The organism is Rhizobium sp. OAE497, from assembly GCF_040546565.1.
GTDB lineage: Bacteria > Pseudomonadota > Alphaproteobacteria > Rhizobiales > Rhizobiaceae > Rhizobium.
In genome coordinates, this window is record NZ_JBEPOA010000001.1 from 2,329,463 (window position 1) to 2,354,531 (window position 25,069).

Annotated in this window: 24 protein-coding genes; 10 read left to right on the forward strand and 14 right to left on the reverse strand. The window is 61.8% G+C overall.

All coding sequences use genetic code 11. From position 1 onward, the window contains the following. Positions 1 to 164: 164 nt before the first annotated feature. A complete protein-coding gene (ettA, locus tag ABIE40_RS11960) occupies positions 165 to 1,814 on the reverse strand; it encodes an energy-dependent translational throttle protein EttA (protein ID WP_112715518.1) in 1,650 nt (549 codons plus the stop codon). A 136-nt stretch (positions 1,815 to 1,950) separates the two neighbouring features. Continuing rightward, positions 1,951 to 2,679: a ribonuclease T2 family protein gene (locus tag ABIE40_RS11965; protein ID WP_199629195.1), complete on the reverse strand. Its 729-nt coding sequence runs from the start codon at positions 2,677 to 2,679 to the stop codon at positions 1,951 to 1,953. Between the two features lie 152 nt (positions 2,680 to 2,831). On the opposite strand from ABIE40_RS11965, the gene ABIE40_RS11970 reads away from it, so the two are divergent. Genes ABIE40_RS11970 through ABIE40_RS11985 form a run of 4 tightly spaced genes read left to right on the forward strand, consistent with a single transcriptional unit; the run spans position 2,832 to position 7,611 of the window. Then, positions 2,832 to 3,761 carry an alpha/beta fold hydrolase gene (locus tag ABIE40_RS11970; protein WP_199629196.1) on the forward strand — a complete coding sequence of 310 codons (930 nt, stop codon included), beginning with the start codon at positions 2,832 to 2,834 and terminating at the stop codon, positions 3,759 to 3,761. Between the two features lie 28 nt (positions 3,762 to 3,789). Then, complete coding sequence (locus ABIE40_RS11975) at positions 3,790 to 4,728, forward strand: DMT family transporter (protein ID WP_130277975.1); 939 nt, start codon at positions 3,790 to 3,792, stop codon at positions 4,726 to 4,728. A gap of 19 nt (positions 4,729 to 4,747) precedes the next feature. Beyond that, positions 4,748 to 5,962 carry a succinate--glutarate CoA-transferase gene (gene caiB, locus ABIE40_RS11980; RefSeq protein WP_199629197.1) on the forward strand — a complete coding sequence of 405 codons (1,215 nt, stop codon included), beginning with the start codon at positions 4,748 to 4,750 and terminating at the stop codon, positions 5,960 to 5,962. Then, positions 5,959 to 7,611, forward strand: coding sequence for a thiamine pyrophosphate-binding protein (locus ABIE40_RS11985; RefSeq protein ID WP_199629198.1), 1,653 nt, complete (start codon positions 5,959 to 5,961; stop codon positions 7,609 to 7,611). The genes caiB and ABIE40_RS11985 overlap by 4 nt, the downstream gene beginning before the upstream one ends. A gap of 67 nt (positions 7,612 to 7,678) precedes the next feature. Here ABIE40_RS11985 and ABIE40_RS11990 read toward each other — a convergent pair whose 3' ends face one another. The 3 genes from ABIE40_RS11990 to ABIE40_RS12000 all read right to left on the reverse strand — a co-directional run bounded on the left by ABIE40_RS11990 (position 7,679) and on the right by ABIE40_RS12000 (position 9,328). Then, positions 7,679 to 8,023 carry a RidA family protein gene (locus ABIE40_RS11990; RefSeq protein WP_199629199.1) on the reverse strand — a complete coding sequence of 115 codons (345 nt, stop codon included), beginning with the start codon at positions 8,021 to 8,023 and terminating at the stop codon, positions 7,679 to 7,681. Between the two features lie 58 nt (positions 8,024 to 8,081). Beyond that, entirely contained in the window at positions 8,082 to 8,420 is a 339-nt protein-coding gene (locus ABIE40_RS11995) for a protein tyrosine phosphatase family protein (protein WP_112715530.1), read from the reverse strand. 68 nt (positions 8,421 to 8,488) lie between these two features. Then, positions 8,489 to 9,328 (reverse strand): DUF4432 family protein, encoded by an 840-nt coding sequence (locus ABIE40_RS12000; protein ID WP_199629200.1) that lies wholly within the window; start codon positions 9,326 to 9,328, stop codon positions 8,489 to 8,491. A 245-nt stretch (positions 9,329 to 9,573) separates the two neighbouring features. Here ABIE40_RS12000 and ABIE40_RS12005 point away from each other — a divergent pair, with 245 nt between their 5' ends. Further along, complete coding sequence (locus tag ABIE40_RS12005; RefSeq protein ID WP_199629201.1) at positions 9,574 to 10,947, forward strand: L,D-transpeptidase; 1,374 nt, start codon at positions 9,574 to 9,576, stop codon at positions 10,945 to 10,947. Between the two features lie 70 nt (positions 10,948 to 11,017). On the opposite strand, the gene ABIE40_RS12010 is transcribed toward ABIE40_RS12005, so the two are convergent. From ABIE40_RS12010 to ABIE40_RS12050, 9 genes are all read right to left on the reverse strand, one after another. Further along, entirely contained in the window at positions 11,018 to 11,731 is a 714-nt protein-coding gene (locus ABIE40_RS12010) for an AAA family ATPase (protein WP_112715536.1), read from the reverse strand. Between the two features lie 236 nt (positions 11,732 to 11,967). Then, complete coding sequence (locus ABIE40_RS12015) at positions 11,968 to 12,345, reverse strand: hypothetical protein (protein WP_112715538.1); 378 nt, start codon at positions 12,343 to 12,345, stop codon at positions 11,968 to 11,970. 9 nt (positions 12,346 to 12,354) lie between these two features. Then, positions 12,355 to 13,506: an iron-containing alcohol dehydrogenase gene (locus tag ABIE40_RS12020; protein WP_112715540.1), complete on the reverse strand. Its 1,152-nt coding sequence runs from the start codon at positions 13,504 to 13,506 to the stop codon at positions 12,355 to 12,357. Continuing rightward, positions 13,503 to 14,888 (reverse strand): aldehyde dehydrogenase family protein, encoded by a 1,386-nt coding sequence (locus ABIE40_RS12025; protein WP_130277968.1) that lies wholly within the window; start codon positions 14,886 to 14,888, stop codon positions 13,503 to 13,505. Before ABIE40_RS12025 ends, ABIE40_RS12020 begins: the two co-directional genes overlap by 4 nt. A 16-nt stretch (positions 14,889 to 14,904) precedes the next feature. Further along, positions 14,905 to 15,318 carry a type II toxin-antitoxin system VapC family toxin gene (locus ABIE40_RS12030; RefSeq protein ID WP_199629202.1) on the reverse strand — a complete coding sequence of 138 codons (414 nt, stop codon included), beginning with the start codon at positions 15,316 to 15,318 and terminating at the stop codon, positions 14,905 to 14,907. Further along, positions 15,311 to 15,787, reverse strand: a complete 477-nt coding sequence (locus ABIE40_RS12035) for a helix-turn-helix domain-containing protein (RefSeq protein WP_199629203.1) — start codon at positions 15,785 to 15,787, stop codon at positions 15,311 to 15,313. Before ABIE40_RS12035 ends, ABIE40_RS12030 begins: the two co-directional genes overlap by 8 nt. Before the next feature lie 78 nt (positions 15,788 to 15,865). Then, complete coding sequence (locus ABIE40_RS12040; RefSeq protein WP_130277965.1) at positions 15,866 to 17,233, reverse strand: glutamine synthetase family protein; 1,368 nt, start codon at positions 17,231 to 17,233, stop codon at positions 15,866 to 15,868. A gap of 150 nt (positions 17,234 to 17,383) precedes the next feature. Continuing rightward, a complete protein-coding gene (locus ABIE40_RS12045; protein WP_112715550.1) occupies positions 17,384 to 18,931 on the reverse strand; it encodes an amino acid permease in 1,548 nt (515 codons plus the stop codon). Positions 18,932 to 19,052: 121 nt separating this feature from the next. Next, entirely contained in the window at positions 19,053 to 19,820 is a 768-nt protein-coding gene (locus ABIE40_RS12050) for an N-formylglutamate amidohydrolase (RefSeq protein ID WP_199629204.1), read from the reverse strand. A gap of 215 nt (positions 19,821 to 20,035) precedes the next feature. Here ABIE40_RS12050 and ABIE40_RS12055 point away from each other — a divergent pair, with 215 nt between their 5' ends. From ABIE40_RS12055 to ABIE40_RS12075, 5 genes are all read left to right on the forward strand, one after another. Beyond that, complete coding sequence (locus ABIE40_RS12055; protein WP_025555491.1) at positions 20,036 to 20,908, forward strand: MurR/RpiR family transcriptional regulator; 873 nt, start codon at positions 20,036 to 20,038, stop codon at positions 20,906 to 20,908. A gap of 190 nt (positions 20,909 to 21,098) precedes the next feature. Then, a complete protein-coding gene (locus ABIE40_RS12060; protein WP_025555490.1) occupies positions 21,099 to 22,202 on the forward strand; it encodes an ABC transporter substrate-binding protein in 1,104 nt (367 codons plus the stop codon). A 72-nt stretch (positions 22,203 to 22,274) separates the two neighbouring features. Continuing rightward, positions 22,275 to 23,168, forward strand: coding sequence for an ABC transporter permease (locus ABIE40_RS12065; RefSeq protein ID WP_112715554.1), 894 nt, complete (start codon positions 22,275 to 22,277; stop codon positions 23,166 to 23,168). Further along, positions 23,165 to 23,953, forward strand: coding sequence for an ABC transporter permease (locus ABIE40_RS12070; protein WP_112715556.1), 789 nt, complete (start codon positions 23,165 to 23,167; stop codon positions 23,951 to 23,953). Before ABIE40_RS12065 ends, ABIE40_RS12070 begins: the two co-directional genes overlap by 4 nt. A gap of 12 nt (positions 23,954 to 23,965) precedes the next feature. Continuing rightward, the gene (locus ABIE40_RS12075) at positions 23,966 to 25,027 is read left to right on the forward strand and encodes an ABC transporter ATP-binding protein (protein WP_199629205.1); all 1,062 of its coding nucleotides are present in this window, start codon (positions 23,966 to 23,968) and stop codon (positions 25,025 to 25,027) included. Positions 25,028 to 25,069 lie beyond the last annotated feature (42 nt).

Below are 25,069 nucleotides of genomic sequence, written 5' to 3' on the forward strand. Positions count from 1 at the left end.
ATTCACGAAATTTGCTGGCCGGATAGCGACTTGGACGGGTGGCGTGATTGTCGAGGGCTGCGCTTCTCGGGGGCGCGGCTTGAGGCGGCACTCTCCTCTCTCATCCCCCAAAACAAAAGCCCCGGCACAAAGGCCGGGGCTCGCATCAAACAGGCTCAAAAAACTCAGCGCGTCAGGCGCTTGTAGGCCTGGCTGCCTGGGTTCAGCGCATCGGGGCCGAGGCGGCGGACCTTGTCTTCTTCGTAGTCCTCGAAGTTGCCTTCGAACCACTCGACATGGCCGTCACCTTCGAAGGCGAGGATATGCGTCGCCAGGCGGTCCAGGAACATGCGATCGTGGCTGATGATGATGGCGCAGCCGGCGAAGTTTTCGAGCGCGCTTTCCAGCGCACCGAGCGTTTCCGTGTCGAGGTCGTTGGTCGGTTCGTCGAGGAGAAGAACGTTGCCGCCGGCCTTCAGCATCTTGGCGAGATGCACGCGGTTACGCTGACCGCCCGAGAGGTTGCCGACCTTCTGCTGCTGGTCGCCGCCCTTGAAGTTGAAGGCGCCGCAATAGGCGCGCGAGTTCATGTCGAACTTGCCGAGCTTGATGACTTCGGCGCCGCCGGAGATTTCTTCCCAGACGGTCTTGTCGGCGTTCAGCGCATCGCGGCTCTGGTCGACATAGCCGAGATGCACGGTTTCACCGATGCGGATAGAACCCTCATCCGGGGTTTCCTGGCCGGTGATCATCTTGAACAGCGTCGACTTGCCGGCGCCGTTCGGGCCGATGATGCCGACGATGCCGCCCGGCGGCAGCTTGATCGACAGGTCGTTGATCAGAGTGCGGCCGTCAAAGCCCTTCTTGATGCCTTCGAGTTCGATGACCACCTGGCCGAGACGCTCAGAGACCGGGATGATGATCTGCGCATCGCCGGGACGGATGTTCTCGGCGGCATCGACCAGCTGTTCGTAGGCCTTGATACGGGCCTTGGACTTGGCCTGGCGGGCCTTCGGGCTGGAGGCGATCCATTCCTGTTCGCGCGACAGCGCCTTCTGGCGGCCGGCTTCTTCGCGGGCTTCCTGCTGCATGCGCTTGGCCTTGGCCGTCAGGTAGGCAGAATAGTTGCCTTCGTACGGAATGCCGCGGCCACGGTCGAGCTCGAGGATCCAGCCGGTGACGTTGTCGAGGAAGTAGCGGTCGTGGGTGATCATCATCACGGCGCCCGGATAATCGCGCAGGTGCTTTTCCAGCCAGGCGATGGTCTCGGCGTCGAGATGGTTGGTCGGTTCGTCGAGGAGCAGCAGATCGGGCTGCGACAGAAGCAGGCGGCAGAGCGCGATACGGCGGCGTTCACCACCCGAGAGATTGGTGACCTCGGCATCCTTCGGCGGGCAGCGCAGCGCTTCCATCGCCATCTCAACCTGCTGTTCGAGATCCCAGAGGTTCTGGCTGTCGATGATGTCCTGGAGCTTGGCGCCCTCTTCCGCCGTCTCGTCGGAATAGTTCATCATCAGCTCGTTGTAGCGGTCGAGCACGGCCTGCTTGTCGGCAACGCCTTCCATGACGTTTTCGAACGCGGTCTTGCTTGGATCGAGCTTCGGCTCCTGTTCGAGGTAGCCGACGGTGGCGCCTTCGGCGAGCCAGGCTTCACCGGTATATTCCTTGTCCTGACCGGCAATGATGCGCAGAACGGTCGACTTACCGGCGCCGTTCGGGCCGAGAATACCGATCTTGGCGTCCGGGTAGAACGACAGGTTGACGTTTTCGAGGATCTTCTTGGCGCCGTAAGACTTGTTAAGTCCCGACATATGATAAATGAACTGACGTGCCATGTGTGAACTGCTCCAGGCGCAAACTTTAAAACCGTGCCGCTATGTAGGCGAAACGGGCGCGCCGGGCAACGCCGAAACCGGTATTGCTACCGGATTTCGGGCCTCGGGATGACGTCCCTGCCTGATTCAGCGGCGCCTAGAAGCCGGCCGCATCGACGATCCCCTCGTTGCAGCCGAACGACGTCCGCCCTGCACCCTGGATCAGCTTGCCGAGACCGGCGTTCATATCCGTCACCGCATCCTGCGAGAGGCCGATCGTCAGCTCGCTGATGACGCGCACCCCGCCTGCCCTGCGGCAGCTCATCTTGACGCGGTCGCTGGCGCCAGCGCCGAAACTCTTGTCGAACGCCGCCTTGATCTGCTCCGCGGTCACCATCTTGCCGGTGTTGGCGGCGAAGAGATCGCGCACCGCCGAGCCGTTGAGATCGCCCATCAGCCGCACCGCCGTGCCGAAATAGGCGTCGGCAGAAAGCTTGGTGCAGGTGCCGTGCTTGGTCCATTCATGGCGTTCGAGCGCCGATTGCGTTCCCGGCATCGCCTTGGCGAGTGCGGCCGCATTTTCCGGCGTCAGCTTGACCTCGGGAAGCGAGCGCCAGTCGCCATCCTTGTCGGCCGCCTGCTGGTCTCCGGGAACTCCGCAGTAATTCTGCCGCATCGGCCAGAGGCCGTGCAGCGAAAAGTTCGTCGCATCGTAGCGCTCGGCCGTCTGGCTGGCGCATTCGGCTTTCTTCTGGTTGGTCTGGCAGAAGGCCGGCTGCCAGCTGGCAGCGAGAATGAAGCGGGTGCGCCCCTCCTGCGCCATCGCCGAACCGGCGGAGAAACCCGACAACGCAAGCATCACGGCAACAACAAGGAACCTGCTCATCTCCACCCTCTGAAAATAGAACAATACACGAACAAATAAGCATGAAGCTCGCCTCGCCGCAACCCTGAATCGCATGAATTTCCCCTGCATATCGTCGCAGCCCTGCTTGCATTTGCCGCCCGATCTGCTCTGGTACCGGCCGGGAGGACCGAATGTTTTCGCAAACACAATGGCTTAAGAGACCGGACGCAACGCTTGCCTTTCACCATGCGGCGGCAGAGGGCACGGCACGCGCCATCCTGATCGTCTGCCACGGCCTTGCCGAACATTCGAAACGATACGAGCGCTTCGCCGCGGCGATGGCCGCCCGCGGCTATCATGTCTTCGCCCACGACCACCGCGGCCACGGCGAGACCACCGCGCCCGATGCGCCGATCGGCCAGTTCGCGAGACGGCACGGCGTGACGCGCGTGCAGGAGGATGTTGTCGCCATGCGCGATCACGCCGCCGGCCTCTATCCCGGCCTGCCAGTCATCCTCTTCGGCCATTCGATGGGCGGACTGATCGCGCTCAACACGGCGGTCTCCTACCCCGAAAAATTCAATGCCGTCGCCGTCTGGAATTCGAACTTCGCCGTCGGCGCGGCGGGTCGCGCCGCCCAGGCAATCCTGCTTGCCGAAAAAGCCCTGAAGGGATCGGATGTGCCGAGCGGCCTCCTGCCGAAGCTGACCTTTGCCGCCTGGGGCAAGGCCATCCCCGGCCATCGCACCGCCTTCGACTGGTTGTCGCACGATCCCAGTGAAGTCGACACATATATCGCCGATCCGCTCTGCGGCTTCGATGCCTCGGTATCGCTGTGGCTCGACATCTTCGAGCTGACCTTCCGGGCGCCGAAGACCGAGCATCTGAACCGGCTGCCGAAATCCCTGCCGATCCATCTTGTCGGCGGCGGACAGGATCCGGCGACCGAGCACGGGAAAGCCACAGGATGGCTGTCAAACCATTTGAAACGACATGGCTTCTCCCGTATCACCACTGAAATATATCAGGACGCCCGGCACGAGACCCTGAACGACACCGGCGCCGCGGCGGCCATCTCGGCCTTCGCCGATTGGTGCGATGGCGTGACGGCACGCTCCTGAGAGCCCCGCAGACAAGAATGGTACGGCAATGAAGACGACAGCATCCTCCGAAGTCACCATGGGCCTGATGCTCATGCTTCTCTCGGTGCTGTTCTCGCCGCTGATCGATATCTTCGCCAAGCTGGCGATCGCCACCGTGCCGTCTGCCGAGATCACCGCGGCGCGCTTCGCCGTCCAGGCGATCTGCATGCTGCCCGTCGTCATCTGGCGCAAAAACCTCGCCGATCTCTCGTGGAAGCAGACCTTCTATCACGCGATCCGCGGGATCATCATGACCATCTCGATGATCTCCTTCGTCGCCACGCTGAAATACATGTCGGTCGCCGATGCGATCGCCATCTTCTTCGTCGAGCCGATCATCCTGACGATCCTCAGCAGCATCTTCCTCGGCGAAGCCATCGGCTGGCGGCGCTACACGGCCTGCGGCGTCGGCTTCTTCGGGGCGATCCTGATCATCCAGCCGAGCTTCCAGGAAGTCGGCTTCGTCGCGCTTCTCCCCGTCGTCAGCGCCGTCTGCATCGCCATCTCGGCGATGATGAACCGGGCGCTGGCGCAGCGCGAGGACCCCTGGGTCATGCAGTTCCAGATGGGCCTCTGGGGCCTCTTCTTCTGCTGCATCATTCTCTATATCGGCGAAAGCAGCGGCTCGGATGTGTTCGATCCGGTCATGCCCTCGGCGCTTGCCTTCTTCTATCTCGCCGGCGTCGGCGTCATGGCGGCGATCGCCGGCATTCTCGGCGTCTATGCCTATCGCGCCGCCCCCGCCTCGACGCTGGCACCGCTGCAATATTTCGAGATCGTCTCGGCGACGATCTTCGCCTGGCTGGTCTTCGGCGATTTCCCGGATGCGCTGAAATGGCTCGGCATCCTGATCATCATCGCGTCGGGCCTCTACATCATCTGGCGCGAGCGGCGCTTTGCATCCAAGCCCGTATCCGATACATCTGAGGCAACACGGGCGCCGTAAAACCGCCCGCGGGAGGAACATGACGGCCACCAGCAAAAAGCCGCCGCTTGATGGCATCAGGGTGATCGAGCTCGCCCGCGTGCTCGCCGGTCCCTGGGCCGGGCAGATGCTGGCCGATCTCGGCGCCGACGTCATCAAGGTCGAGAATCCCGAAGGCGGTGACGATACCCGCCACTGGGGGCCGCCCTTCGTCGAGGGCGCCGACGGCGAAAACCTCTCGGCCGCCTATTACCACTCAACAAACCGCAACAAGCGCTCGATCACCGCCGACCTGAAGACCGAAGAGGGACAGGCGCTGGTGCGCCGTCTCGCGGCAACCGCCGACGTGTTGATCGAGAATTTCAAGCTCGGCGGCCTCGTCAAATACGGGCTGGACTACGAGAGCCTGCGCAAGATCAATCCGAAGCTGGTCTATTGCTCGATCACCGGCTTCGGCCAGACCGGCCCCCATGCCAATCTCGCCGGCTACGATTACATCGTCCAGGGCATGTCCGGCTTCATGTCGATCACCGGTGAACCCGAGGGCCAGCCGATGAAAGCGGGCGTGGCGATCGCCGATATCTTCACCGGCATCTATGCCGTCTCGGCGATCGAGGCGGCGCTGATCCACGCACTGAAGACAGGCGAGGGCCAGCTTGTCGACATGGCGCTGCTCGATGTCCAGTCCGCCGTGCTCGCCAACCAGAACATGAATTATCTCGTCGGCGGCCAGGCGCCGGTGCGGCTCGGCAATGCCCATCCGAATATCTCGCCCTATGAGGTGATCCCGGCTGCCGATGGCTATCTCATCCTCGCCGTCGGCAATGACGGCCAGTTCCGCCGCCTCTGCACCATTCTCGGTCTCGAGGGTATCGGCGAAGATGAGCGCTTCGCCACCAACAAGGCCCGCGTCGCCAATCGCGACGAAGTCCGCCGCCTCGTCTCCGGCAAGACACTGAACTGGCCGAAGGCCGATCTTCTGCGAGCCTGCGAAGAAAACGCAGTGCCAGCCGGCGCCATCAATACGATCGAGGAAATGTTTGCCGATCCGCAGGTGATCGCCCGCGGATTGCGCATCGATCTTGCCGACACCGCCGGGACGATGATCCCTGGCGTCAGAACCCCTGTGGTTCTGTCGGAAACACCGCTACGTTACGAAAGACCGAGCCCGCGCCTCGGCGAGCACCAGGAGGAGGTGCTGGCTGAACTCGAAGCGCTGGAGCGGTCGATAGAAGGGAGGACAACGGCATCATGAAGAAATCGGGTGGAGAACTGATCGTCGAAGCGTTGAAGGCCAACGGGGTGACCCGCCTCTCCTGCGTTCCCGGCGAGAGCTTCCTCGCCGTTCTCGATGCCCTTCACGACAGCGACATCGAGGTCGTCGTCTGCCGCCAGGAAGGTGGCGCTGCGATGATGGCCGATTGCTGGGGGCGGCTGACAGGCGAGCCCGGCATCTGCATGGTTACCCGCGGCCCCGGCGCCACCAATGCTTCGGCGGGCCTGCATATCGCCCGCCAGGATTCGATTCCGATGATCCTGTTCATCGGCCAGGTGCAGCGCGATGCCCGCGAGCGCGAAGCCTTCCAGGAGGTCGAGTTCCGCCGGGCGCTGACCGAATATGCCAAATGGGTCGGCGAGATCGACGATGCCGCCCGCATCCCGGAATTCGTCACCCGCGCCTTTGCGATCGCCACCTCTGGCCGCCCCGGCCCGGTCGTCCTGTCACTGCCCGAGGACATGCTGCGCGATGAAGTGGAGTCGCCCCGTGCGCGCGCCTATTCGCGCGTCGCCGCCTATCCCGGCCGCCGCCAGGTAGACGACTTCTACATGCGGCTCCTGAAAGCCGAGCGTCCCCTGGTGATCCTCGGTGGCACCCGCTGGGATGCCGATGCCGTCGCCGATTTCCGCGCCTTCGCCGAGCGATTCAAGCTGCCGGTCGGCTGCTCCTTCCGCCGCCAGATGCTGTTCGACCACCTGCATCCCTCCTATGCCGGCGATGTCGGCATCGGCATCAATCCGGCGCTCGCCAAGGAGATCAAGGAAAGCGATCTGCTGATCCTGCTCGGCAGCCGCATGTCGGAAATGCCGTCGTCAGGCTATACGCTGATCGACATCCCCTACCCGGCGCAGCAGCTCGTCCACATCTATCCGGATCCCTCCGAGCTCGGCCGCATCTACCGGCCGGATCTGGCAATCGCCGCCTCGCCGCAGGATTTCGTCGATGCGCTTGCCGATCTCGAAGCCCCCGCCGAACCGCGCTGGGCCGAGCGCACCGAGCGCATGCACCAGAGCTATCTCGCATGGTCGAAGCCGCCGCAGACCGGCCCCGGTAATGTCCATATGGGCCCGATCATGGACTGGGTCGAAGGCAATACCCGCGCCGATACGATCTTCACCAACGGCGCCGGAAACTATGCCACCTGGCTGCACCGCTTCCACCGCTTCCGCCAGTTCAACACCCAGGCGGCCCCGACATCCGGCTCGATGGGCTACGGCCTGCCTGCCGCGGTCGCCGCCAAGGCGCTGTTTCCCGAGCGCGAGGTGATCTGCTTTGCCGGTGACGGCTGCTTCATGATGCACGGGCAGGAATTCGCCACCGCCGTCCGCTACGGTCTGCCGATCATCGTGCTGGTCATCAACAATGGCATCTACGGCACGATCCGCATGCATCAGGAGCGCGAATATCCCGGCCGCGTCAGCGGCACCGATCTCACCAACCCCGATTTTGCAGCCCTTGCCCGCGCCTATGGCGGCCATGGCGAAACGGTGGAGACCACAGCCGATTTCGTCCCCGCCTTTGAACGGGCGCGTGCCAGCGGCAAGCCGGCGATTATCGAGATCAAGCTCGATCCGGAAGCCATCACACCGGCGCGGACGCTGACGCAGATCCGGACGAAGAGCTGAAAGGCCGCCAAACAAAAAAGCCGGTGGGCGAACCCACCGGCTTCGGATTTCGGATACAACCGAAATATCAGTCGATCGCCGCGGTGACGATGAACTCCACCTTGTACTTCGGAGCGGCGAGCTTGGCTTCGCTGGTGGCGCGCGCCGGCGTGTTGGCCGGGTCGACCCAGGCTTCCCAGGCAGCGTTCATTTCGGCGAAATCGGAAATGTCGGAGAGGTAGATCAGCGTCTGCAGGATCTTCGACTTGTTCGAGCCGGCAGCCGCCAGCAGGCGGTCGACTTCGGCAAGAGCAGCCTTGCACTGATCGGTGACGGTCTCACCTTCGGCAACCTGGCCGGCGAGATAGACGGTGTTGCCGTGGACGACGGCGCCGCTCATGCGGGGACCGGGACCGATGCGCTTGATGCTCATGATTTTCTCCTGAGTTTCTTATGGAATGAAGGGCGCGGAACCTGGCCGCGCCGGGATATCAGCCGCGAAGGTGATGGCTCTTCTGATAGGTCGCCGTCGAGCGGGCGCCGGAACGGCAGTAGCCGAGCATCGGACGCGGGAATTCGTCGAGCGCATCGACCATGCCGGCAACCGCTTCCTCGGTCACGCCCATCGGGCCGACAGGAACGTGAGCGATGTCGAGACCAAGCTCCTTGGCGCGCGCTTCGATCACCGAGAACGGCGTCTGGTCCGGGCTTTCGCCATCGGGACGGTGGCAGACGATCGACTTGAAGCCGAGCGCCTTGATCTGGTCGAGATCCTCGACCGAGATCTGGCCGGAAACCGAATATTCGTCGTCGATCGGGCGGATGTCCATCGCGAATGCCTCCTGAAAATGAACGGCAGAAGCTCTACGATGCGTAACCGCGAGCGTCAACAACTCGCTCATAGAAAGGCGAAGGTCAACCCGTAGCTGCGGCTCTCGCCCGGCTTCAGCATGTTGAACTCGCCTGCCGCTTCCAGTTCGCCGCGCGAGACCCAGCGATGCGTCACCGGCTCGATACCAAGAATATGGGCAGGCTCCTTCTGGTTCCGCCAGACCTGCAGGTAAGGCAGCGTATCGGCGCGCATGCGAACCCTGAGCGTCCGGCCATGGACCGCCTTCATCGGCCCGAGCCGCACCTCGGCATAGCCGCTGTCCGTCGCCGGCGCCGCGACGCAGAAGATACCGCCGAGTTCCTCGCCGAAGGTCCAGGGAAAACCGTCGCCCTCGAGCATCTTGCCCTCAAGCCGCGTCCCCTCGTCGAACCATTTGCCGCCGACATTCATATGATACATCAGGAAGGTCGGCAACGTCTGGTCACTGGTATTGACGACCTTGTCCTCCAGCGAAACCTCGCCGGTCGCGCCATCGATCTTCCAGAGCCGCTCGATGCGCTGCGGAAGTCCCTCGACGGTGACAAGATCGATATCGGCGCGGCACTCGGCATTGCCGTTCTCGAACTTGGTCCACAACACCGTCGCCTTGTGGCCGGAAACCGAGCCGTGCAACGGATAGACCGCTCCATCGGTTCGGCCCGGGATCGGCTCGCGGTGGCGGATGTGATCAGGACCGCAGGTAAACAGGAAGCCTTCGAGCGAATGGTCGATGCGCGGATCGCCATCATCGGGGATCGCCCGCTTCGGCGAAATATCGACGCCATCGACGACGCAGGCGCCGATATCCATGACCGACGTTTCATCCAGCATCAGGCGCGGCCCTTTGGCGGCAGCAAATTCGATCATGGCGTCCTCCCCTGTATCAAAACAGCCGTAGGGTTAGGGGTGACGCAAGCTTTCGTCAATCACGCTGCGCGCAATTGCCCACAACCGGCAATCAACTCGGAACCGTCGAGGCAAACCAAACGTTTAGCCTCACGCAAGTGATCACGGATATTTTCATAATTTGTTCAGTACGAATTCATAAATTCCACACTAGCGTCAAAATTCGCGGGTGTGTGTCGGCCCAGTCACTGGTTGAGGTGTGAGACGTGAATCGCATTTTGAAATATGGCCTGTCGCTCGCCGCCGTCGTTCTGGCCGTCACTTCGGTGATACCGGAAGCGCAAGCGCAGCAATGGGGTGGCCGCGGCCAGCGCGACGTCGTCATGGTCACGCCGGACGGCCAGATCGTCGATTACATCCCGCCGGGCGCCGACGTCTATTATTCCCGTGACCGCAGCGGCAACCGCGTTCTTGTCGACAGCTACGGCCGGATCGTCGCCACCGAGATGCGCTCGCGCGGCTATTACCCGGCGGCGCCCTCGCGCGATCCTTATAACAACGACCCCTATAATGCCGAGAACGGCGAGCACAGCCGCTACGGCAGCACCCGCTACATCGAGCGCGGCGCCGTGACCGGCTCGATCCCGCGCGATGCGAGCATCGACCGCCAGCCGCTCGACCAGCCCTATCCCGACCAGCAGAACGGCGACTATGCCTCGATCGACCCCGATCAGCAGGCGCCGCAGGTTGAGCAGCCGCGTACTCCCGAAGAGCCTACGATTACCTTGAAGGGCAAGTCGAAGCCGGAGATCGTCGCGCTGCAGGTCTTCCTCGACCGCGCCGGCATATCTCCTGGCGTCATCGATGGCCACATGGGCTCGAACGTCACCAAGGCGATCTACGCCTATAACCAGATGACCGGCGAAAATCTCGACCCGAACAATACGGACGCGATCCTCGAGCAACTGCGCCTTTCCGGCGGCCTGCCCGTCGTCAGCTACACGATCACCCCCTCGGATGCCGCCGGTCCCTATGTCGCGGAAATTCCCGAAGACTATGCCCACAAGGCGCTGCTTCCGTCCCTCGCCTACACCTCCACCACCGAGGCCCTGGCCGAACGCTTCCACATGGACGAGGGATTCCTGAAGGAAATGAACCCCGGCGTGGATTTCACCGTCCCCGGCACGATCATCAAGGTCGTCAATCCCGGCGATCCCAAAACCGGCACGGTGGCCAAGATCCTCGCCGACAAGGCCAAGAAGCAGGTCTTCGCCTATGACGATGCCGGCAATCTCATCGCCGCCTACCCGGCCTCGATCGGCTCCGCCGACACACCCTCGCCCTCGGGCACGGTGACGGTCGATCGCGTCGCCTTGAACCCCGGCTATACCTACAATCCGAAGATCAACTTCCAGCAGGGCGCCAACGACAAGGTGCTCAACATCCCGCCAGGCCCAAACGGCCCGGTCGGCACGGTCTGGATCGCGCTCTCCAAGCCGACCTACGGCATTCACGGAACGCCGGAGCCCTCCAAGATCGGCCGTACCCAGAGCCACGGCTGTATCCGCCTGACCAACTGGGATGCCACCGAGCTCGCCAAGATGGTCAAGCCCGGCGTCACCGTCGAATTCGTCGACTGACCATTCACAATTGAACAAACAAAAAAGCCGCCGGTCTACCGGCGGCTTTTTTGTTGTGACTTTTTGGGGATCAGGCAGCGTCGCGCATCAGCAGGCCAGAGAGGCGAGCCGCGATCGGCAGCTTCACCGGCAGCTTGCGCATCATTTCCTCGGCGAAACAGAGCGCGTTCTCGCGCGCCTTGTCGAGATTGGAAACGCGGGTCGGATCCATGGTCGCAAGCGTGCCGCCGACATCGAAGATATCGCGGAAGGCCGAACGTTCGATGATCGCCGTATCGAGAACCGGGACATGGCGCTCGTTGAGCAGCGCCTTGACGAGCTGCAGCGCGCGGGTGGTGACCATCGAGTTGACGCGGGTGAGAACGACCGAATGGCCGATCTTGATGCCTGCCTTCTCGTCCAGATACTGCAGCAGTTCCAGAACCTGCGCACCGCCGCGGGCATCCATGGCACAGCCCTGGATCGGGATCAGCACGTGGTCGGAAAGACCGACAGCGGTGGCCAGCAGCGGATTGCGCGCGCCCGGCAGGTCGATGATGAAGTAATCGGTATTCGCCTTGTTCTCGCTGATATGCTGCGGCAGCGATGCGGAGGTGACGAAATCGATGACGGAAACGTTGTAGACGTTGCCGGAAATCTCATGCCAGCGCGAAATCCAGTGTTGCGGATCGGCGTCGAGAATGGTGACGCGATATCCCTTGCGAGCAAGCTCGGTTGCCAGCAGCAGCACGGCCGTGGTCTTGCCGGCGCCGCCCTTGGTATTTGCAAAAGTAATGACTGGCATATCAGGTCCTCGAATGGAAAAGCCGCGAGCCGGTATCGCTCTCTTACGCACTTTTCGATTCATCGTGCGGTTAATGCATCCTTTCCAATCGTGGTTAACAAAACCTAAACGGACAGCCCGAAATTGCAGCCTGCATTTCTCACATCCCTAGAATTCAGGATGTCTGCGGACAAAAAAAGCCCGGAAAGCCTGCGCTTTCCGGGCCAGCTGGTTGGTCCGCCTTATAAGCCTTCCGTTCAGATCTTGCTGCACGCTCCGACATCGGCAGGCCGCACGCGGCCCGCCTTCAGGTCGGCAAGCTGAGGAATCGACGGGTCGTGCCCGCCGATCGTCGCTTCATAGACCGCGCGGTTCATCTTGATCATCCGCCCGCTCGTGGTGAAGCCCACCATGCCGTTGCCGCCGGAATAGGCGGAACTCGCCCTCAGGCGGCAGAAGAACTTGCTGCCACCCTTGGAAACGACCCAGCCGAGAGCACCGGATTTCCCCTGCCCCATCGGGCCGACGGCATAACCCTGCTTGCCCAGTGCGGAGAAAGATTCGGCATGAGCGGCTGGCGCCCCGAGGACCGCCAGCACAACGCCCAGAACTGCATATCGAAACGAACGACTCATCTGATCCCCTTAGAAGCAATCCCTAAACAACGCCTTGGTGTTTTCGAGCGTCATCGGAACAGGATTGCCGCCGGCACTCGGATCTTCGATTGCCATCGCCGAGAGTTCGTCGATCCTGTCGGGCGCGATTCCCATCGCCGAGAGGCTTTCCGGCACGCCGAGCTCGGAACGCAGCTTCAGCACGTAGTCGTAGAAGCCATCGAAGCCGCCGGAAATGCCGAGGTAAGCCGCCGCACGGGCGATCTTGTCCTCGATCGCAGCGCGGTTGAAGCGCAGCACGGCCGGCATGACGACGGCATTGGTCATGCCGTGGTGGGTGTTGTAGACGGCGCCGATCGGGTGCGACAGCGCGTGAATGGCGCCGAGACCCTTCTGGAACGCGACAGCGCCCATGGCGGCGGCCGACATCATGTTGGCGCGGGCTTCCAGATCCGTGCCTTCCTTATAGGCGCGCGGCAGAAATTCCTTGACGAGGCGCATGCCTTCAAGCGCGATGCCCGCAGACATCGGATGATAGAACGGTGAGGAATAGGCTTCCAGGCAATGCGCGAAGGCATCCATGCCGGTACCGGCGGTGATGATCTTCGGCATGCCGACCGTCAGTTCCGGATCGGAGATGACGACGCCGGGCAGGAACTTCGGATGGAAGATGATCTTCTTCACATGCGTCGCCGAATTGGTGATGACGCTGGCGCGGCCGACTTCCGAGCCCGTGCCCGCCGTCGTCGGCACGGCGACGATCGGCGCGATGCCTTCGACGCTGGCGCGCGTCCACCAGTCACCGATATCCTCGAAATCCCAGACCGGGCGCGTCTGGCCGGCCATGAAGGCGACGCACTTGCCGAGGTCGAGGCCCGAACCGCCGCCGAAGGCGACGACGCCGTCATGACCGCCATCCTTGAAGGCCTTGACGCCGGCTTCAAGGTTCTTCTCGTTCGGGTTCGGATCGACATCGGCGAAGATCGCCCGGCCGAGACCGGCGTCTTCGAGAATGTCGAGCGCGTTCTTGGTGATCGCCATCGAGGCAAGGCCCCGATCGGTGACCAGCAGCGGCTTCTTCATGCCGAGGCTCTTGCAGGCGTCGGCGAGCTCCTTGATGCGGCCGCGGCCGAGCTTGACCGCTGTCGGGTAGCTCCAGTTGGCTGTAATGTTGCTGCTCATGCTGTGACTTTCTTCAGGTGATAGGATTTCGGACGCGTCAGGTTCTGGAAGCCGATGATCGACAGCGAGCCGCCGCGGCCGGTTTCCTTGACGCCGGTCCAGCAAAGCGCCGGATCCAGATAGTCGGCGCGGTTCATGAAGACCGTTCCGGTTTCGATTTCGCGGCCGAGGCGCCCTGCCCGTTCGGCATCCTTGGTCCAGAGCGAGGCGGTCAGGCCATACTGGCTGTCATTCATCAGCGCCAGCGCTTCCTCGTCGGACTTGACCTTCATGATGCCGACGGCCGGACCGAAGGTTTCTTCGCGCATGAACTCCATCGAATGATCGACATTGACGAGGATCTGCGGAGCGAGATAGGCGCCGCCATCGTCCTGCGGGAAAAGCTTCGGATCGACCAGTGCCTTGGCACCCTTGGAAACCGCATCGGCGATCTGCTCGCGCACCACCTTGGCAAAGCGCTTGTTCGCCATCGGGCCGAGAGAGGTCTCGGGATCGAGCGGATTGCCGAGCTTGTAGTTCGACACCCAGGCGACCGACTTCTCCACGAAAGAGTCATAGAGCGACTCGTGCACGTAGATGCGCTCGATACCGCAGCAGCACTGACCGGAATTGTAGGTCGCGCCATCCATCAGCGTATCGACGGCAGCGTCGAGATCGGCATCTTCCATGACATAGCCCGGATCCTTGCCGCCGAGCTCGAGGCCGAGACCGGTGAAGGTGCCCGCCGCCGCCCGCTCCATCGAGCGGCCGCCTTCGACCGAACCGGTGAAGTTGACGAAATTGAAGCTGCCGGCCGCGATCAGCGCCGAAGTCGTCTGGTGATCGAGGAAAACGTTCTGGAAGACATCTTCGGGAACGCCGGCCTCGACGAAGGCCTGCACCAGCCGCTCACCTACCAGCAGCGTCTGCGACGCATGCTTCAGCACCACGGTATTGCCGGCCATCAGCGCCGGAGCGATCGTGTTGATCGCCGTCATGTACGGGTAGTTCCACGGCGCTACGACGAAGACGACGCCATGCGCTTCACGCTCGATACGGCGCTCGAACTTGTCGCTCTCCTCGACGACGAGCGGCGCCAGTGCTTCCGCCGCGATCGACGCGACGTAATTGGAGCGCTCGTTGAAGCCCTTGTACTCGCCGCCATAACGGATCGGACGGCCCATCTGCCAGGCGATCTCGGGAACGACGACGTCGGACATCTCGTTGAGACGCGCGACACCCTTCAGCACCAGCTGAACGCGATCTTCGAGCGGACGCTTCGCCCAGGTCTTCTGCGCTTTGCGCGCGCGGGCCACGGCTTCCTTCGCCGCCTCCAGCGAGAGCGCCGGGCGCTCCGCGTAGACCGATCCATCGACCGGCGATATGCATTGGATAATAGTCATCAGTTATGCTCCAGACTTAACAGGCCAGCGTGCGGACATGGCCCGCAGCGCCGTAGGAAAGAATTGCGCGATCGCGCGTGATGATCGTCAGGTCGTTTTCCCGCGCGGTCGCAATCAGGATGCGATCTGCGGGATCGTTGTGAACGGGCCGCGGCAAAAAGGACGACACGACAAGCGCCTGCAGGGAAACATCGGCAGTCTGCGCACCAATCATATCGACAGCATCTTGAAACCAGGACATAGCATTTTTCGTTGTTGGCAGACGGCCTTTGCTGATCAATATACCGATCTCCCACGCCGACATTGATGAAACGAACAGGCTACGCTTTTCACGTCCACGACTAAGTGCAACGTTCGCATCTCTGCTTAGTGCCGCTCCCTCGACAAGCCAAAGAACCGCACAAGTATCGAGCAGAAAGCGGTCAGTCATCGTCGTAGACTTTAGCCCAATCAGGATCGGCAGGCGCGGTCAGATCGACTCCCGGCATGATGGTCAGCGTCCCCTTCATGCATCCCCACGCGGGGTGCACTTCCAGCAGCGTCCCATCGTCCAGTTCCATCCAGCGCTTGCCATCCTTGTAGATGACATCGTCCTCCGTAAACATCTTCACCGGCGGCTCATCCATCTCCCCCGGATTGGCGCCCGCACTTTCATTGCCCGCCTGCTTCTTCTCGGCGAACCCGGCGAGGTCACCGCGCCGATGCGCCGCAACCTCATCCAAGGGAACGCCGATATAATCGGCGATCTGGTCCTGCTCCTCAGCGCTCATCTTCCGTTCGCCGTTCAGCATGCGCGACACCGCGCTCGGATCAAGCCCCATAAAACGGGCCATATCGCGAAGCGAGGAGCCGCGCTCCGAGAGCTTTTCATAGAACCAAGCGCTGTCGATCACACCCATGTCGATCTCCTCTGAAAACGCAGATCACATTAGCATAATGCGACCAACGCAACAATCAGAGCGAGTGTTGCGATTATCTCAAGCCCTCTCGAACCCTCGCGCCACCTCCCAGTCCGTGATGCGACGGTCGTATTCCTCCTGCTCCCATTCGGCAGCGCGGGTATAGTGGTCAATGACGTCGTCGCCGAAGGCGCTGCGCAGCATCTTCGACTTGGTCATCGCCGTGGTAGCCGAGCGCAGCGTCCGCGGGATCTCGCGCACCTTGCGGGCGCCATAGGCATCTCCCACGAAGGGCGCTTCGAGTTCAAGCTTGTTCTCGATGCCGTCGATGCCTGCGGCAATCAGCGCCGCAAAGGCGAGATAGGGATTGAGATCGGAGCCGCCGACGCGGCATTCGATGCGGATCGCCTTGGTGCCGTCGCCGCAGAGGCGATAGCCGGCGGTACGGTTATCCTTGCTCCAGATCGCCTTGGTCGGCGCGAACGTACCGGCCATGAAGCGCTTGTAGGAGTTGATGTAGGGCGCCAGGAAATAGGTGATCTCGCTCGCATGGGCGAGCAGGCCGGCGACATACTGCTCCATCAGCTTCGACATGCCGTACTTGCCCTTCTCGTCGAAGAACAGCGGCTTGCCGTCGAGGCTCCAGAGCGACTGGTGAATATGCGACGAGCTGCCGGCAGCGTTGTAATGCCACTTGGCGAGGAAGGTGATGGCCTTGCCCTTCGACCAGGCGATTTCCTTGCAGCCGTTCTTGATGATCGTATGGCGGTCGGCCATCGTCAGGGCCTCGGCATAGCGGACGTTGATCTCTTCCTGACCGGCAGAGGCCTCGCCCTTCGAGTTTTCGACCGGGATTTCGGCGCCCTGCAGACCGGTGCGGATCGCCCGCATCACTTCCTCTTCCTTGGTCGTCTGGAAGATGTGGTAGTCCTCGTTATAGGCGCTGGCGAGCTTCAGGTTGCGATATCCGGAAGCATGAGCCGATTCATAGGTCTGGTCGAACAGGAAGAATTCGAGCTCCGAAGCCATGAACGGCTTCATGCCCATCGCCTCCAGGCGCTTGACCTGCTTCTTCAGGATGGCGCGCGGCGAATGCGGCACTTCCTCATGCGTATGGTGATCGAGCAGATCGCAGAGAACGAGTGCCGTGCCTTCCAGCCAGGGAATGCGGCGCAGCGTCGAAAGGTCCGGCTTCATCGTATAGTCGCCGTAGCCCTTTTCCCAGCTCGTCGCCTTGTAGCCGGAGACCGTCTCCATCTCCATGTCGGTCGCCACGAGATAGTTGCAGCTATGCGTTTCCTTCCAGGCGCTGTCGAGGAAGTATTCGGCCTGGAAGCGCTTGCCCATCAGGCGGCCCTGCATGTCGATCTGGCATGCCAGAACCGTATCGATGCGGCCCTCGGCCACGTCCTTCTTGAGATCGTCGAGAGTATAGCTGGTCGTCATCTTTTACCCGCCTGCTTCTTTTGAATTGAGAATTCGGAACAACGAAAGGGCATGCAGCGGCAGGCGATGCCTGCCCGATGCTTTTTCATTGAACCGGGGATGGGGCCGCGTGCGCCGCGGCCCCGCCATTCGAGAGGGAAGCCTCTGGCCTTAGTGCTGGCCGACAGCCTTTTCGGCAGCGGCGATCTCCGCCTGACGGCGCGCCACTTCGTCGCCGATCGGCGGGCCCTTGAAGCGGCGCTTCTCGAAGCCGAACCAGACGATGCCGGTCAGAACGAGGAAGCCGACCGTCACGTAGAGAGCCGGACCATTCGGCGGCTGAACGCCGAGGATGAAGATCAGGATCATGGCGAGAACGGTGAGGACAGCAAAGAGCTTGAAGACGCCTTCGCCGAGGTTCCACGGACCCATCTTGTCCCACTTCGACGTACCCCAGGCGAAGAGACCGAGCGTGATCGGGATCGCGAAGGAGAAGAACAGGAAGATGACCGTGCACGAGACGACGATGGTGTAAACAGGCGTGTCACCGATCGAAACCAGCGACGAGCCCCAGACGAACAGCACCGACAGGATCGAACCCGTCCAGATCGCGGCAACCGGCGTGCGGTATTTCGGGCTGACCTTGGCGAGCGCCTTGGAAGCCGGAAGGCCACCGTCACGCGAGAAGGCGAAGATCATGCGCGAAACGGACGTCACCGTCGCAAGGCCGCACAGCCACTGGCTGACGAGGATTGCGAAATAGAGGATGTCCTTGACGACAGGATTGACCTGCGCGTCCATCGCCCAGAAGAACACGTTCCAGCCCTGCTTTGCAGCATCGTCCATGTTCGGCAGCATGAGGACGAAGGAGCACAGCATGATGTAGCCGAACAGCGCCGACCAAAGGACCGACGAAACCATGCCGCGCGGAACCGAGTGAGCCGCCTTGACGGTTTCTTCCGACGTATGGGCCGAAGCGTCATAGCCGGTGATCGTGTAGATCGGCAGCAGCAGACCGAGCAGGAACACCCAGGCGCCCGATGTCGCCGGCCAGACGTTGCCGCCCGCTTCGCCGGAATAGTTGGCGAAGGTGAAGAGGCGGCCGATCTCGTAGGACGGTGCGGCAAACAGGCAAACGGCCGAAAGCACGATGGCCGTTGCGAAGATCAGGTAGCCCGAGAAGTCCGTGAGCTTGGCGGTGAGGCCGATGCCCATGTGGTTCACGAGCGCTTGTGCACCGGTGATGACGATGAGGAAGACGATGCGGACCGCAGTCGTATCCGTCAGGCCGAAATAGCTGGTGCCGAAGGAACCCATGAAGAAGTAATAGGTGCCGACGTTGATGGCGCCGAGAACGGTGACCAGACCGAGCAGGTTGAACCACGCGGTCAGCCAGCCGGTGAAGCGGTTGCCGAGGATCGAACCCCAGTGATAGAGGCCGCCGGCCGTCGGATAGGCAGAGCTGATCTGCGCCATCGCCACGGCGAAGACGAGCGATACGAAGCAGCCGATCGGCCAGCCGATGCCGATTGCCGCGCCGCCTGCACCTGCCGTGGCCTGAGCCAGCGAGTTGATGCCGCCGGAGAGAATGCAAATAATCGAGAATGACACTGCGAAGTTCGAGAACGAGCTCATCCGCCGTTCAAGTTCCTGGGCATAGCCCATGGAATGCAGGACGCTCATATCCTGCTTTTTATCCAGATCGGTATAGTCAGACATGACTTCCCCCTGTTAGCGATCGGCCGCGGGATTGCGGTCGATCCTGTGCCAAATTGTCCGTGGCATTTGCCATCGGACGTCCGCAGCTAAGCTGCTCCCTGGGGCCGTTTTCTTTTTATAGTCAGCCTTCCAGACACTGCTGGAGAAGCCCTGTGAGATAGTCGGCCATGACCCCTTGACCGGCATCGTCATTGATAAGGTCGTTGCGGACCTCGATCATTACATTGCGGAACCCGTTGGAAACCCCGTGCAGGATGAGCGTATGCGTCACGCCGTCTGCAGGGCCGTAGGGTTCATTGCGTTCTGTCTTGTAGAGCGGCGCATCGGCCGCAGCCGTCAGCATCTTGTCCGCGAGGCGGCTGTCGGCATCGTGCAGGATACCGAGCTCGACTGCACGCGGCTTGCCGTTGAAGACAGGCGTAAAGCTGTGGATTGTGACAACCACACTCTCCTGTCCCCTCGCCTTGCGCTCGGCAATCAGCTCGCGCACGGCATTGTGAAAGGGAATGTAGAGCGCTTCGGTGCGCGCCTGCCGCTGTTCGGAAGTGAGTCCCTGGTTGCCCGGAATGGCGTAGATCTCGCTCTTCTCCGGCATTGCGCCCGGCGCTTCCGGCGGCCGATTGCAATCGTAGATGAGACGGGAAAAACGCTGGTAGACGAGCGTCGCATCCAGCGCTGCCGAAATCCCGCGCGCCACCGCCAGAGCGCCCGGATCCCAGGCGATGTGGCTTTCCAGCGCGTCCTTTGAAAGGCCGAGATCGCCGAAGGCTTCCGGCAGGGTCCGCGACGCGTGTTCACAGATGACGAGCACCGGGCTCTTGCCGCCGCGCCGCTCGATGCCGGCGCAACTTCCTTCTGCTTCGCTTAGGACCTTGAACTCGTTGAGCACGTGGGCTGCGCCTCGCCAGATGGCTTTATAAAAAATTAATAAGAAAAGAATTCTTCAGCTTTTCCACACTGTCAAGCGCGCTCTGAAAATTTCTTTTCATGACAATGGTTGACATGGATTGTGACAGCGTTGTTAACTTTGAGTGGGAAAGTGGCACCTGACGCAAAGGGAAAGCGTCGGGATCAAAACAAGCCATTCCCGGGGAGCAAGATCGAGTGAACGCCGCGTCGAAGACGGTCTCGGACGTAATCCATTCGCATTTCGACGTGCTGACGCGCGCCGAGAAGCAATTGGCCGAAAGTCTGCTGGACAACTACCCGGTCTCAGGACTGGGCAGCATCACGACCATTGCCGAAAATGCCGGCGTTTCCACGCCCACGGTCGTGCGCATGGTCCAGAAGCTCGGCTTCAAGGGATATCCGGATTTCCAGGCGCATCTGCATCAGGAAGTCGAGGCGACGATCTCCAACCCGATCGCCAAGCATGACCGCTGGGCCTCGAATGCGCCGGGCACCCACATTCTCAATCGCTTCGCCGATGCCATCATTGGCAATCTGCGCCAGACGCTCGGCGATCTCGACACCGCGACCTTCGATAGCGTCGCCTCGCTGCTGTCGGACCGCAAGCGCGGCCTCTATTTCGTTGGCGGCCGCATCACCGGCGCGCTCGCCGAGTATTTCTTCACCCATATGCAGGTCATCCGGCCGAACACCGCCCTGCTCTCCTCCAATTCATCGAGCTGGCCGCAATACGTTCTCAATATGAACGCCGGCGACCTCCTGATCATTTTCGACATCCGCCGCTACGAGCAGGAGATGGTGAGCCTGGCACAGGCAGCGCGCAAGCGCGGCGCCGAGATCATCGTCTTCACCGACCAGTGGGGATCGCCCGCCGCCAAGCTCGCCAGGCACGCCTTTCGCGTCCAGATCGAGGCGCCGTCGGCCTGGGATTCATCCGTCGTCACTCTCTTCATTGTCGAGGCGCTGATCGAAGCGGTCCAGAGCTCGACATGGGACGAAACGAAGGAGCGCATGAAAACGCTGGAGGGTCTGTTCGAACAGACCAGGCTCTTCCGCAAACTTGGGTAAGAGGGAAAGGGGCAAGATTAAATAAAATCAATGAAGGCGCAGACAAAATAGAGCGGCGTGTCGCAAACGGAACAGCACCGGCAACCGCCTGCAATCAAAAGAAAAATTAACGTCACGCGACTGTCATACAAGCTTCATGCAAGGTCAGTAACAGCTTCGCCAGACCACTGAAAACCGAAGGAGAACAACAGTGATCTCTAACATTTCTCGACTGCTTTCGCTTTCTACTGCGATCGTCGTTGCTTCGACTGCAATTGCTGCAGCTGAGCCGAGCGCCGACCTGATCGCTGCCGCCAAGAAGGAAGGCACGCTGACGACCATCGCTCTGCCGCACAACTGGTGCGGTTACGGCGACGTCATCGCAGGCTTCAAGGCCAAGTACGGCATCGAAGTCAACGAACTGAACCCGGATGCAGGTTCGGGCGACGAAATCGAAGCAATCAAGGCCAACAAGGGCAACACCGGCCCGCAGGCTCCTGACGTCATCGACGTCGGTCTCTCCTTCGGCCCGTCGGCCAAGGCTGAAGGCCTGATCCAGCCGTACAAGGTCTCGACCTGGGATTCCATTCCGGACTCCGCAAAGGACGCTGACGGCTACTGGTACGGCGATTACTACGGCGTTCTCTCGTTCGTCGTAAACACCGACATCGTCAAGAACGTCCCGAAGGATTGGGCCGACCTGAAGAAGCCGGAATACGCCAACTCGATCTCGCTCGCTGGTGACCCGCGCGCTTCGAACCAGGCTGTCCAGGCTGTTTACGCTGCTGGCCTCGCTGCCGGCGAAAAGGACGCAACGAAGGCTGGTGAAGCAGGTCTTTCCTACTTCGCAGAGCTCAACAAGGCCGGCAACCTCGTTCCGGTTATCGGCAAGTCCGCTTCGCTCGCTCAGGGCTCGACCCCGATCGTCGTCGCCTGGGACTACAACGGTCTCTCCTGGCGCGACAGCCTGAACGGCAACCCGCCGGTTGAAGTCGTCGTTCCGACCTCGGGCGTTGTCGCTGGCGTTTACGTCCAGGCGATCTCCGCTTTCGCTCCGCACCCGAACGCTGCGAAGCTCTGGATGGAATACCTCTATTCGGACGAAGGTCAGCTCGGCTGGCTGAAGGGCTACTGCCACCCGATCCGCTTCAACGACCTCGCTCAGAAGGGCAAGGTTCCGAAGGAACTGCTCGACAAGCTGCCGCCGGCTGAAGGCTATGCAAAGGCCGTCTTCCCGACGCTCGACGAGCAGGACAAGGGCAAGGCTGCTATCACCGGCAAGTGGGATAGCGTCGTCGGCGCCAACGTTCAGTAATATCTGCTGCCATGCCTCCCCGCCCACGGCGGGGAGGTTCTTTTTCCCCTCGACGTCCCCGGATGAGCATCCATGAGCACCGTGACTGCGCCTGCGGCAAGCAGTGCCCCATTCATCAACCGCGATCGCGTGGTGGATTGGCTCGGCATCGCCCCATTCATCATCTTCGCCCTGCTGTTTCTGATCATCCCGACGCTCTATCTGGTCATCGGCGCGTTCTTCACGCCGGACGGTCAATTCACGCTGAAGAACATCGCCGATCTCTTCACGCCATCCATCCTGAGCGCATACTGGATCAGTATCCGCGTCTCGGTTGCCTCGGCTCTCGGCGGTGCGCTCATCGGCTTCTTCCTCGCCTGGGCCGTGGTGCTCGGCGGCCTGCCCGCCTCGGTGCGCGGCACGCTGCTGACCTTCTCGGGCGTCGCATCCAATTTCGCCGGTATCCCGCTCGCCTTCTCGTTCCTGGCGACGCTCGGCCGCACCGGCCTCGTCACCATTTTCCTGCGTGACTGGTTCGGCTTCAATCTCTACGGCACGGGCTTCAACCTGCTGTCCTTCTTCGGCCTCACCATCACCTACATGTATTTCCAGATTCCGCTGATGGTGCTGATCCTGACGCCTGCCCTCGACGGCATGAAGAAGGAATGGCGCGAGGCTGCCGAAATCCTCGGCGCCAGCAACCGCCAGTACTGGACGATGGTCGCCCTGCCGATCCTCTGGCCGAGCCTGCTCGGCACGACGCTGCTGCTCTTCGCGAACGCCTTCGGCGCCATCGCAACCGCCTACGCGCTTACCGGTTCGTCGCTGAACATCGTGCCGATCCTGCTCTATGCGCAGATCCGCGGCGACGTTCTGCACAATGCCAACCTCGGCTACGCGATCGCGCTCGGCATGATCGTCATCACCGGCGTATCGAACGTCCTTTACCTCATGCTGCGCATGCGCGCTGAACGGTGGCAGAAATGAAGGGACAACGTATCGGCGCCTGGATCGCGATCATCATCGGCGCGACCTATTTCATCGTCCCGCTTCTCGGCACGCTCGAATTCTCGCTGCGCATGCGCCGCGACGGCTACAGCTTCGATGCCTACAAGTCGGTCTTCTCCGACGCGCAGTTCCAGCAGACCTTCGGCTATTCGATGCTGATGGCTCTGATGACCATCATCTTCGGCATGCTGCTCGTCGTACCGACCGCCTATTGGGTTCGCCTGCGCCTGCCGCAGATGCGCCAGGTCGTCGAGTTCATCACGCTGCTGCCGCTGGTCATTCCGGCGATCGTCATCGTCTTCGGCTATCTGCGCATGTATAACTCGTCGTCGATCCTGCCGATGACGGGCTCGACCATGGGCACTAACGTGCTCTTGGTCTTCTCCTACATTACCCTGTCGCTGCCCTACATGTACCGCTCGGTCGATACCGCGATGCGCGCCATCGACGTGCGGACCCTGACGGAAGCCGCCGAAAGCCTCGGCGCCAAGTGGCCGACGATCATGTTCAAGTGCATTTTCCCGAACGTCATGAGCGGCGTCCTCTCCGGCGCCTTCATCACGCTCGCGATCGTCATGGGCGAGTTCACCTTCGCAGCCCTGCTCAACCGGCCGGCCTTCGGCCCGTATCTGCAGCTCGTCGGTGCCAACAAGGCCTATGAACCCTCGGCACTCGCCGTGATCGCCTTCTCCATCACCTGGCTCAGCATGGGCTTGCTCAATCTCGTCTCCCGCTTCGGCAAGGCCCGTCCGGCCAAGGCTTAAGGTATCCGTCTCATGTCATTTCTCACGCTGACCAACATTCAGAAGTCCTTCGGCCAGGTCCAGGTCGTCAAGAACTTCAACATGAATATCGAGAAGGGAGAATTCGTCTCCTTCCTCGGTCCATCGGGCTGTGGCAAAACCACGATCCTGCGCATGATCGCCGGCTTCGAAACGCCGACCGGCGGCGTGCTGACGATCAACGGCAAGGACCAGACCTCGCTGAAGCCGAACCAGCGCAATATCGGCATGGTCTTCCAGGCCTACGCGCTGTTCCCGAACATGACGGTGCACGACAACGTCGCCTTCGGCATGAAGGTCGCCGGCAAGCCGAAGGCCGAGATCGACGCCCGCGTGAAGGAAATGCTGGCGCTGATCCATCTCGGCCACCTCGCCGACCGTTTCCCCTACCAGATGTCGGGCGGTCAGCAGCAGCGCGTGGCGCTCGCCCGCGCACTCGCCGTCAAGCCGCAGGTCCTGCTGCTCGACGAGCCGCTCTCGGCCCTCGACGCCAAGATCCGCGTATCGCTGCGCGAAGAAATCCGGGCGATCCAGCGCCAGCTCGGCATCACCACGATCTTCGTCACCCATGACCAGGAAGAGGCGCTGTCGATCTCCGACCGCATCGTCGTCATGAACTCTGGCAAGGCCGATCAGATCGGCACGCCCTTCGAGATCTACAACACGCCGGCCACCCGCTTCGTCGCCTCCTTCGTCGGCACGCTGAACCTGATCGAAGCCAAGGTCGTCGATCCCGCTGCCAACCGCATCCAGATCGGCGATCAGGGTGTCACGCTGAAGCAGTCGGTGCAGACCTACAAGGCCGGCGACACCGTGCAGCTGGCGCTGCGCCCGGAAGCCGGCTCGCTGGCCGAAGGCGTCAAGAGCGATACGGCGCTGACCGGCGAAGTTGTCTCCGCCCACTTCCTCGGTTCGGTCATCCGCACCCGCATGAATGTCGGCGGCAACGTCATTTCCTTCGACATGTTCAACAACCCGGGCGTCGCCCCGCCCCAGGCCGGCGAAACGGTGACGCTGCGCTTCATGGCGGCGGACCTGCTGGTGATCCGGGATTGAGAACAGACTTGGGGAACGGACCAAGGCAGAAGCTGCGGCCCG

What these genes read in the sequence shown, in the direction of transcription:
- ABIE40_RS11990 (WP_199629199.1), bottom strand. Translation starts at nt 8,023, where the DNA reads ATGAGCATCAAGCGCATCGGTCCCGGTCCCCGCATGAGCGGCGCCGTC.
- ABIE40_RS12020 (WP_112715540.1), bottom strand. Translation starts at nt 13,506, where the DNA reads ATGAGCAGCAACATTACAGCCAACTGGAGCTACCCGACAGCGGTCAAG.
- ABIE40_RS12075 (WP_199629205.1), top strand. Translation starts at nt 23,966, where the DNA reads ATGTCATTTCTCACGCTGACCAACATTCAGAAGTCCTTCGGCCAGGTC.
- ABIE40_RS12010 (WP_112715536.1), bottom strand. Translation starts at nt 11,731, where the DNA reads ATGCCAGTCATTACTTTTGCAAATACCAAGGGCGGCGCCGGCAAGACC.
- ABIE40_RS11975 (WP_130277975.1), top strand. Translation starts at nt 3,790, where the DNA reads ATGAAGACGACAGCATCCTCCGAAGTCACCATGGGCCTGATGCTCATG.
- ABIE40_RS12045 (WP_112715550.1), bottom strand. Translation starts at nt 18,931, where the DNA reads ATGTCTGACTATACCGATCTGGATAAAAAGCAGGATATGAGCGTCCTG.
- ABIE40_RS12065 (WP_112715554.1), top strand. Translation starts at nt 22,275, where the DNA reads ATGAGCACCGTGACTGCGCCTGCGGCAAGCAGTGCCCCATTCATCAAC.
- ABIE40_RS12070 (WP_112715556.1), top strand. Translation starts at nt 23,165, where the DNA reads ATGAAGGGACAACGTATCGGCGCCTGGATCGCGATCATCATCGGCGCG.
- ABIE40_RS12030 (WP_199629202.1), bottom strand. Translation starts at nt 15,318, where the DNA reads ATGACTGACCGCTTTCTGCTCGATACTTGTGCGGTTCTTTGGCTTGTC.
- ABIE40_RS12000 (WP_199629200.1), bottom strand. Translation starts at nt 9,328, where the DNA reads ATGATCGAATTTGCTGCCGCCAAAGGGCCGCGCCTGATGCTGGATGAA.
- ABIE40_RS12025 (WP_130277968.1), bottom strand. Translation starts at nt 14,888, where the DNA reads ATGACTATTATCCAATGCATATCGCCGGTCGATGGATCGGTCTACGCG.
- ABIE40_RS12035 (WP_199629203.1), bottom strand. Translation starts at nt 15,787, where the DNA reads ATGGGTGTGATCGACAGCGCTTGGTTCTATGAAAAGCTCTCGGAGCGC.
- ABIE40_RS11970 (WP_199629196.1), top strand. Translation starts at nt 2,832, where the DNA reads ATGTTTTCGCAAACACAATGGCTTAAGAGACCGGACGCAACGCTTGCC.
- ettA (WP_112715518.1), bottom strand. Translation starts at nt 1,814, where the DNA reads ATGGCACGTCAGTTCATTTATCATATGTCGGGACTTAACAAGTCTTAC.
- ABIE40_RS11995 (WP_112715530.1), bottom strand. Translation starts at nt 8,420, where the DNA reads ATGGACATCCGCCCGATCGACGACGAATATTCGGTTTCCGGCCAGATC.
- ABIE40_RS12015 (WP_112715538.1), bottom strand. Translation starts at nt 12,345, where the DNA reads ATGAGTCGTTCGTTTCGATATGCAGTTCTGGGCGTTGTGCTGGCGGTC.
- caiB (WP_199629197.1), top strand. Translation starts at nt 4,748, where the DNA reads ATGACGGCCACCAGCAAAAAGCCGCCGCTTGATGGCATCAGGGTGATC.
- ABIE40_RS11985 (WP_199629198.1), top strand. Translation starts at nt 5,959, where the DNA reads ATGAAGAAATCGGGTGGAGAACTGATCGTCGAAGCGTTGAAGGCCAAC.
- ABIE40_RS11965 (WP_199629195.1), bottom strand. Translation starts at nt 2,679, where the DNA reads ATGAGCAGGTTCCTTGTTGTTGCCGTGATGCTTGCGTTGTCGGGTTTC.
- ABIE40_RS12040 (WP_130277965.1), bottom strand. Translation starts at nt 17,233, where the DNA reads ATGACGACCAGCTATACTCTCGACGATCTCAAGAAGGACGTGGCCGAG.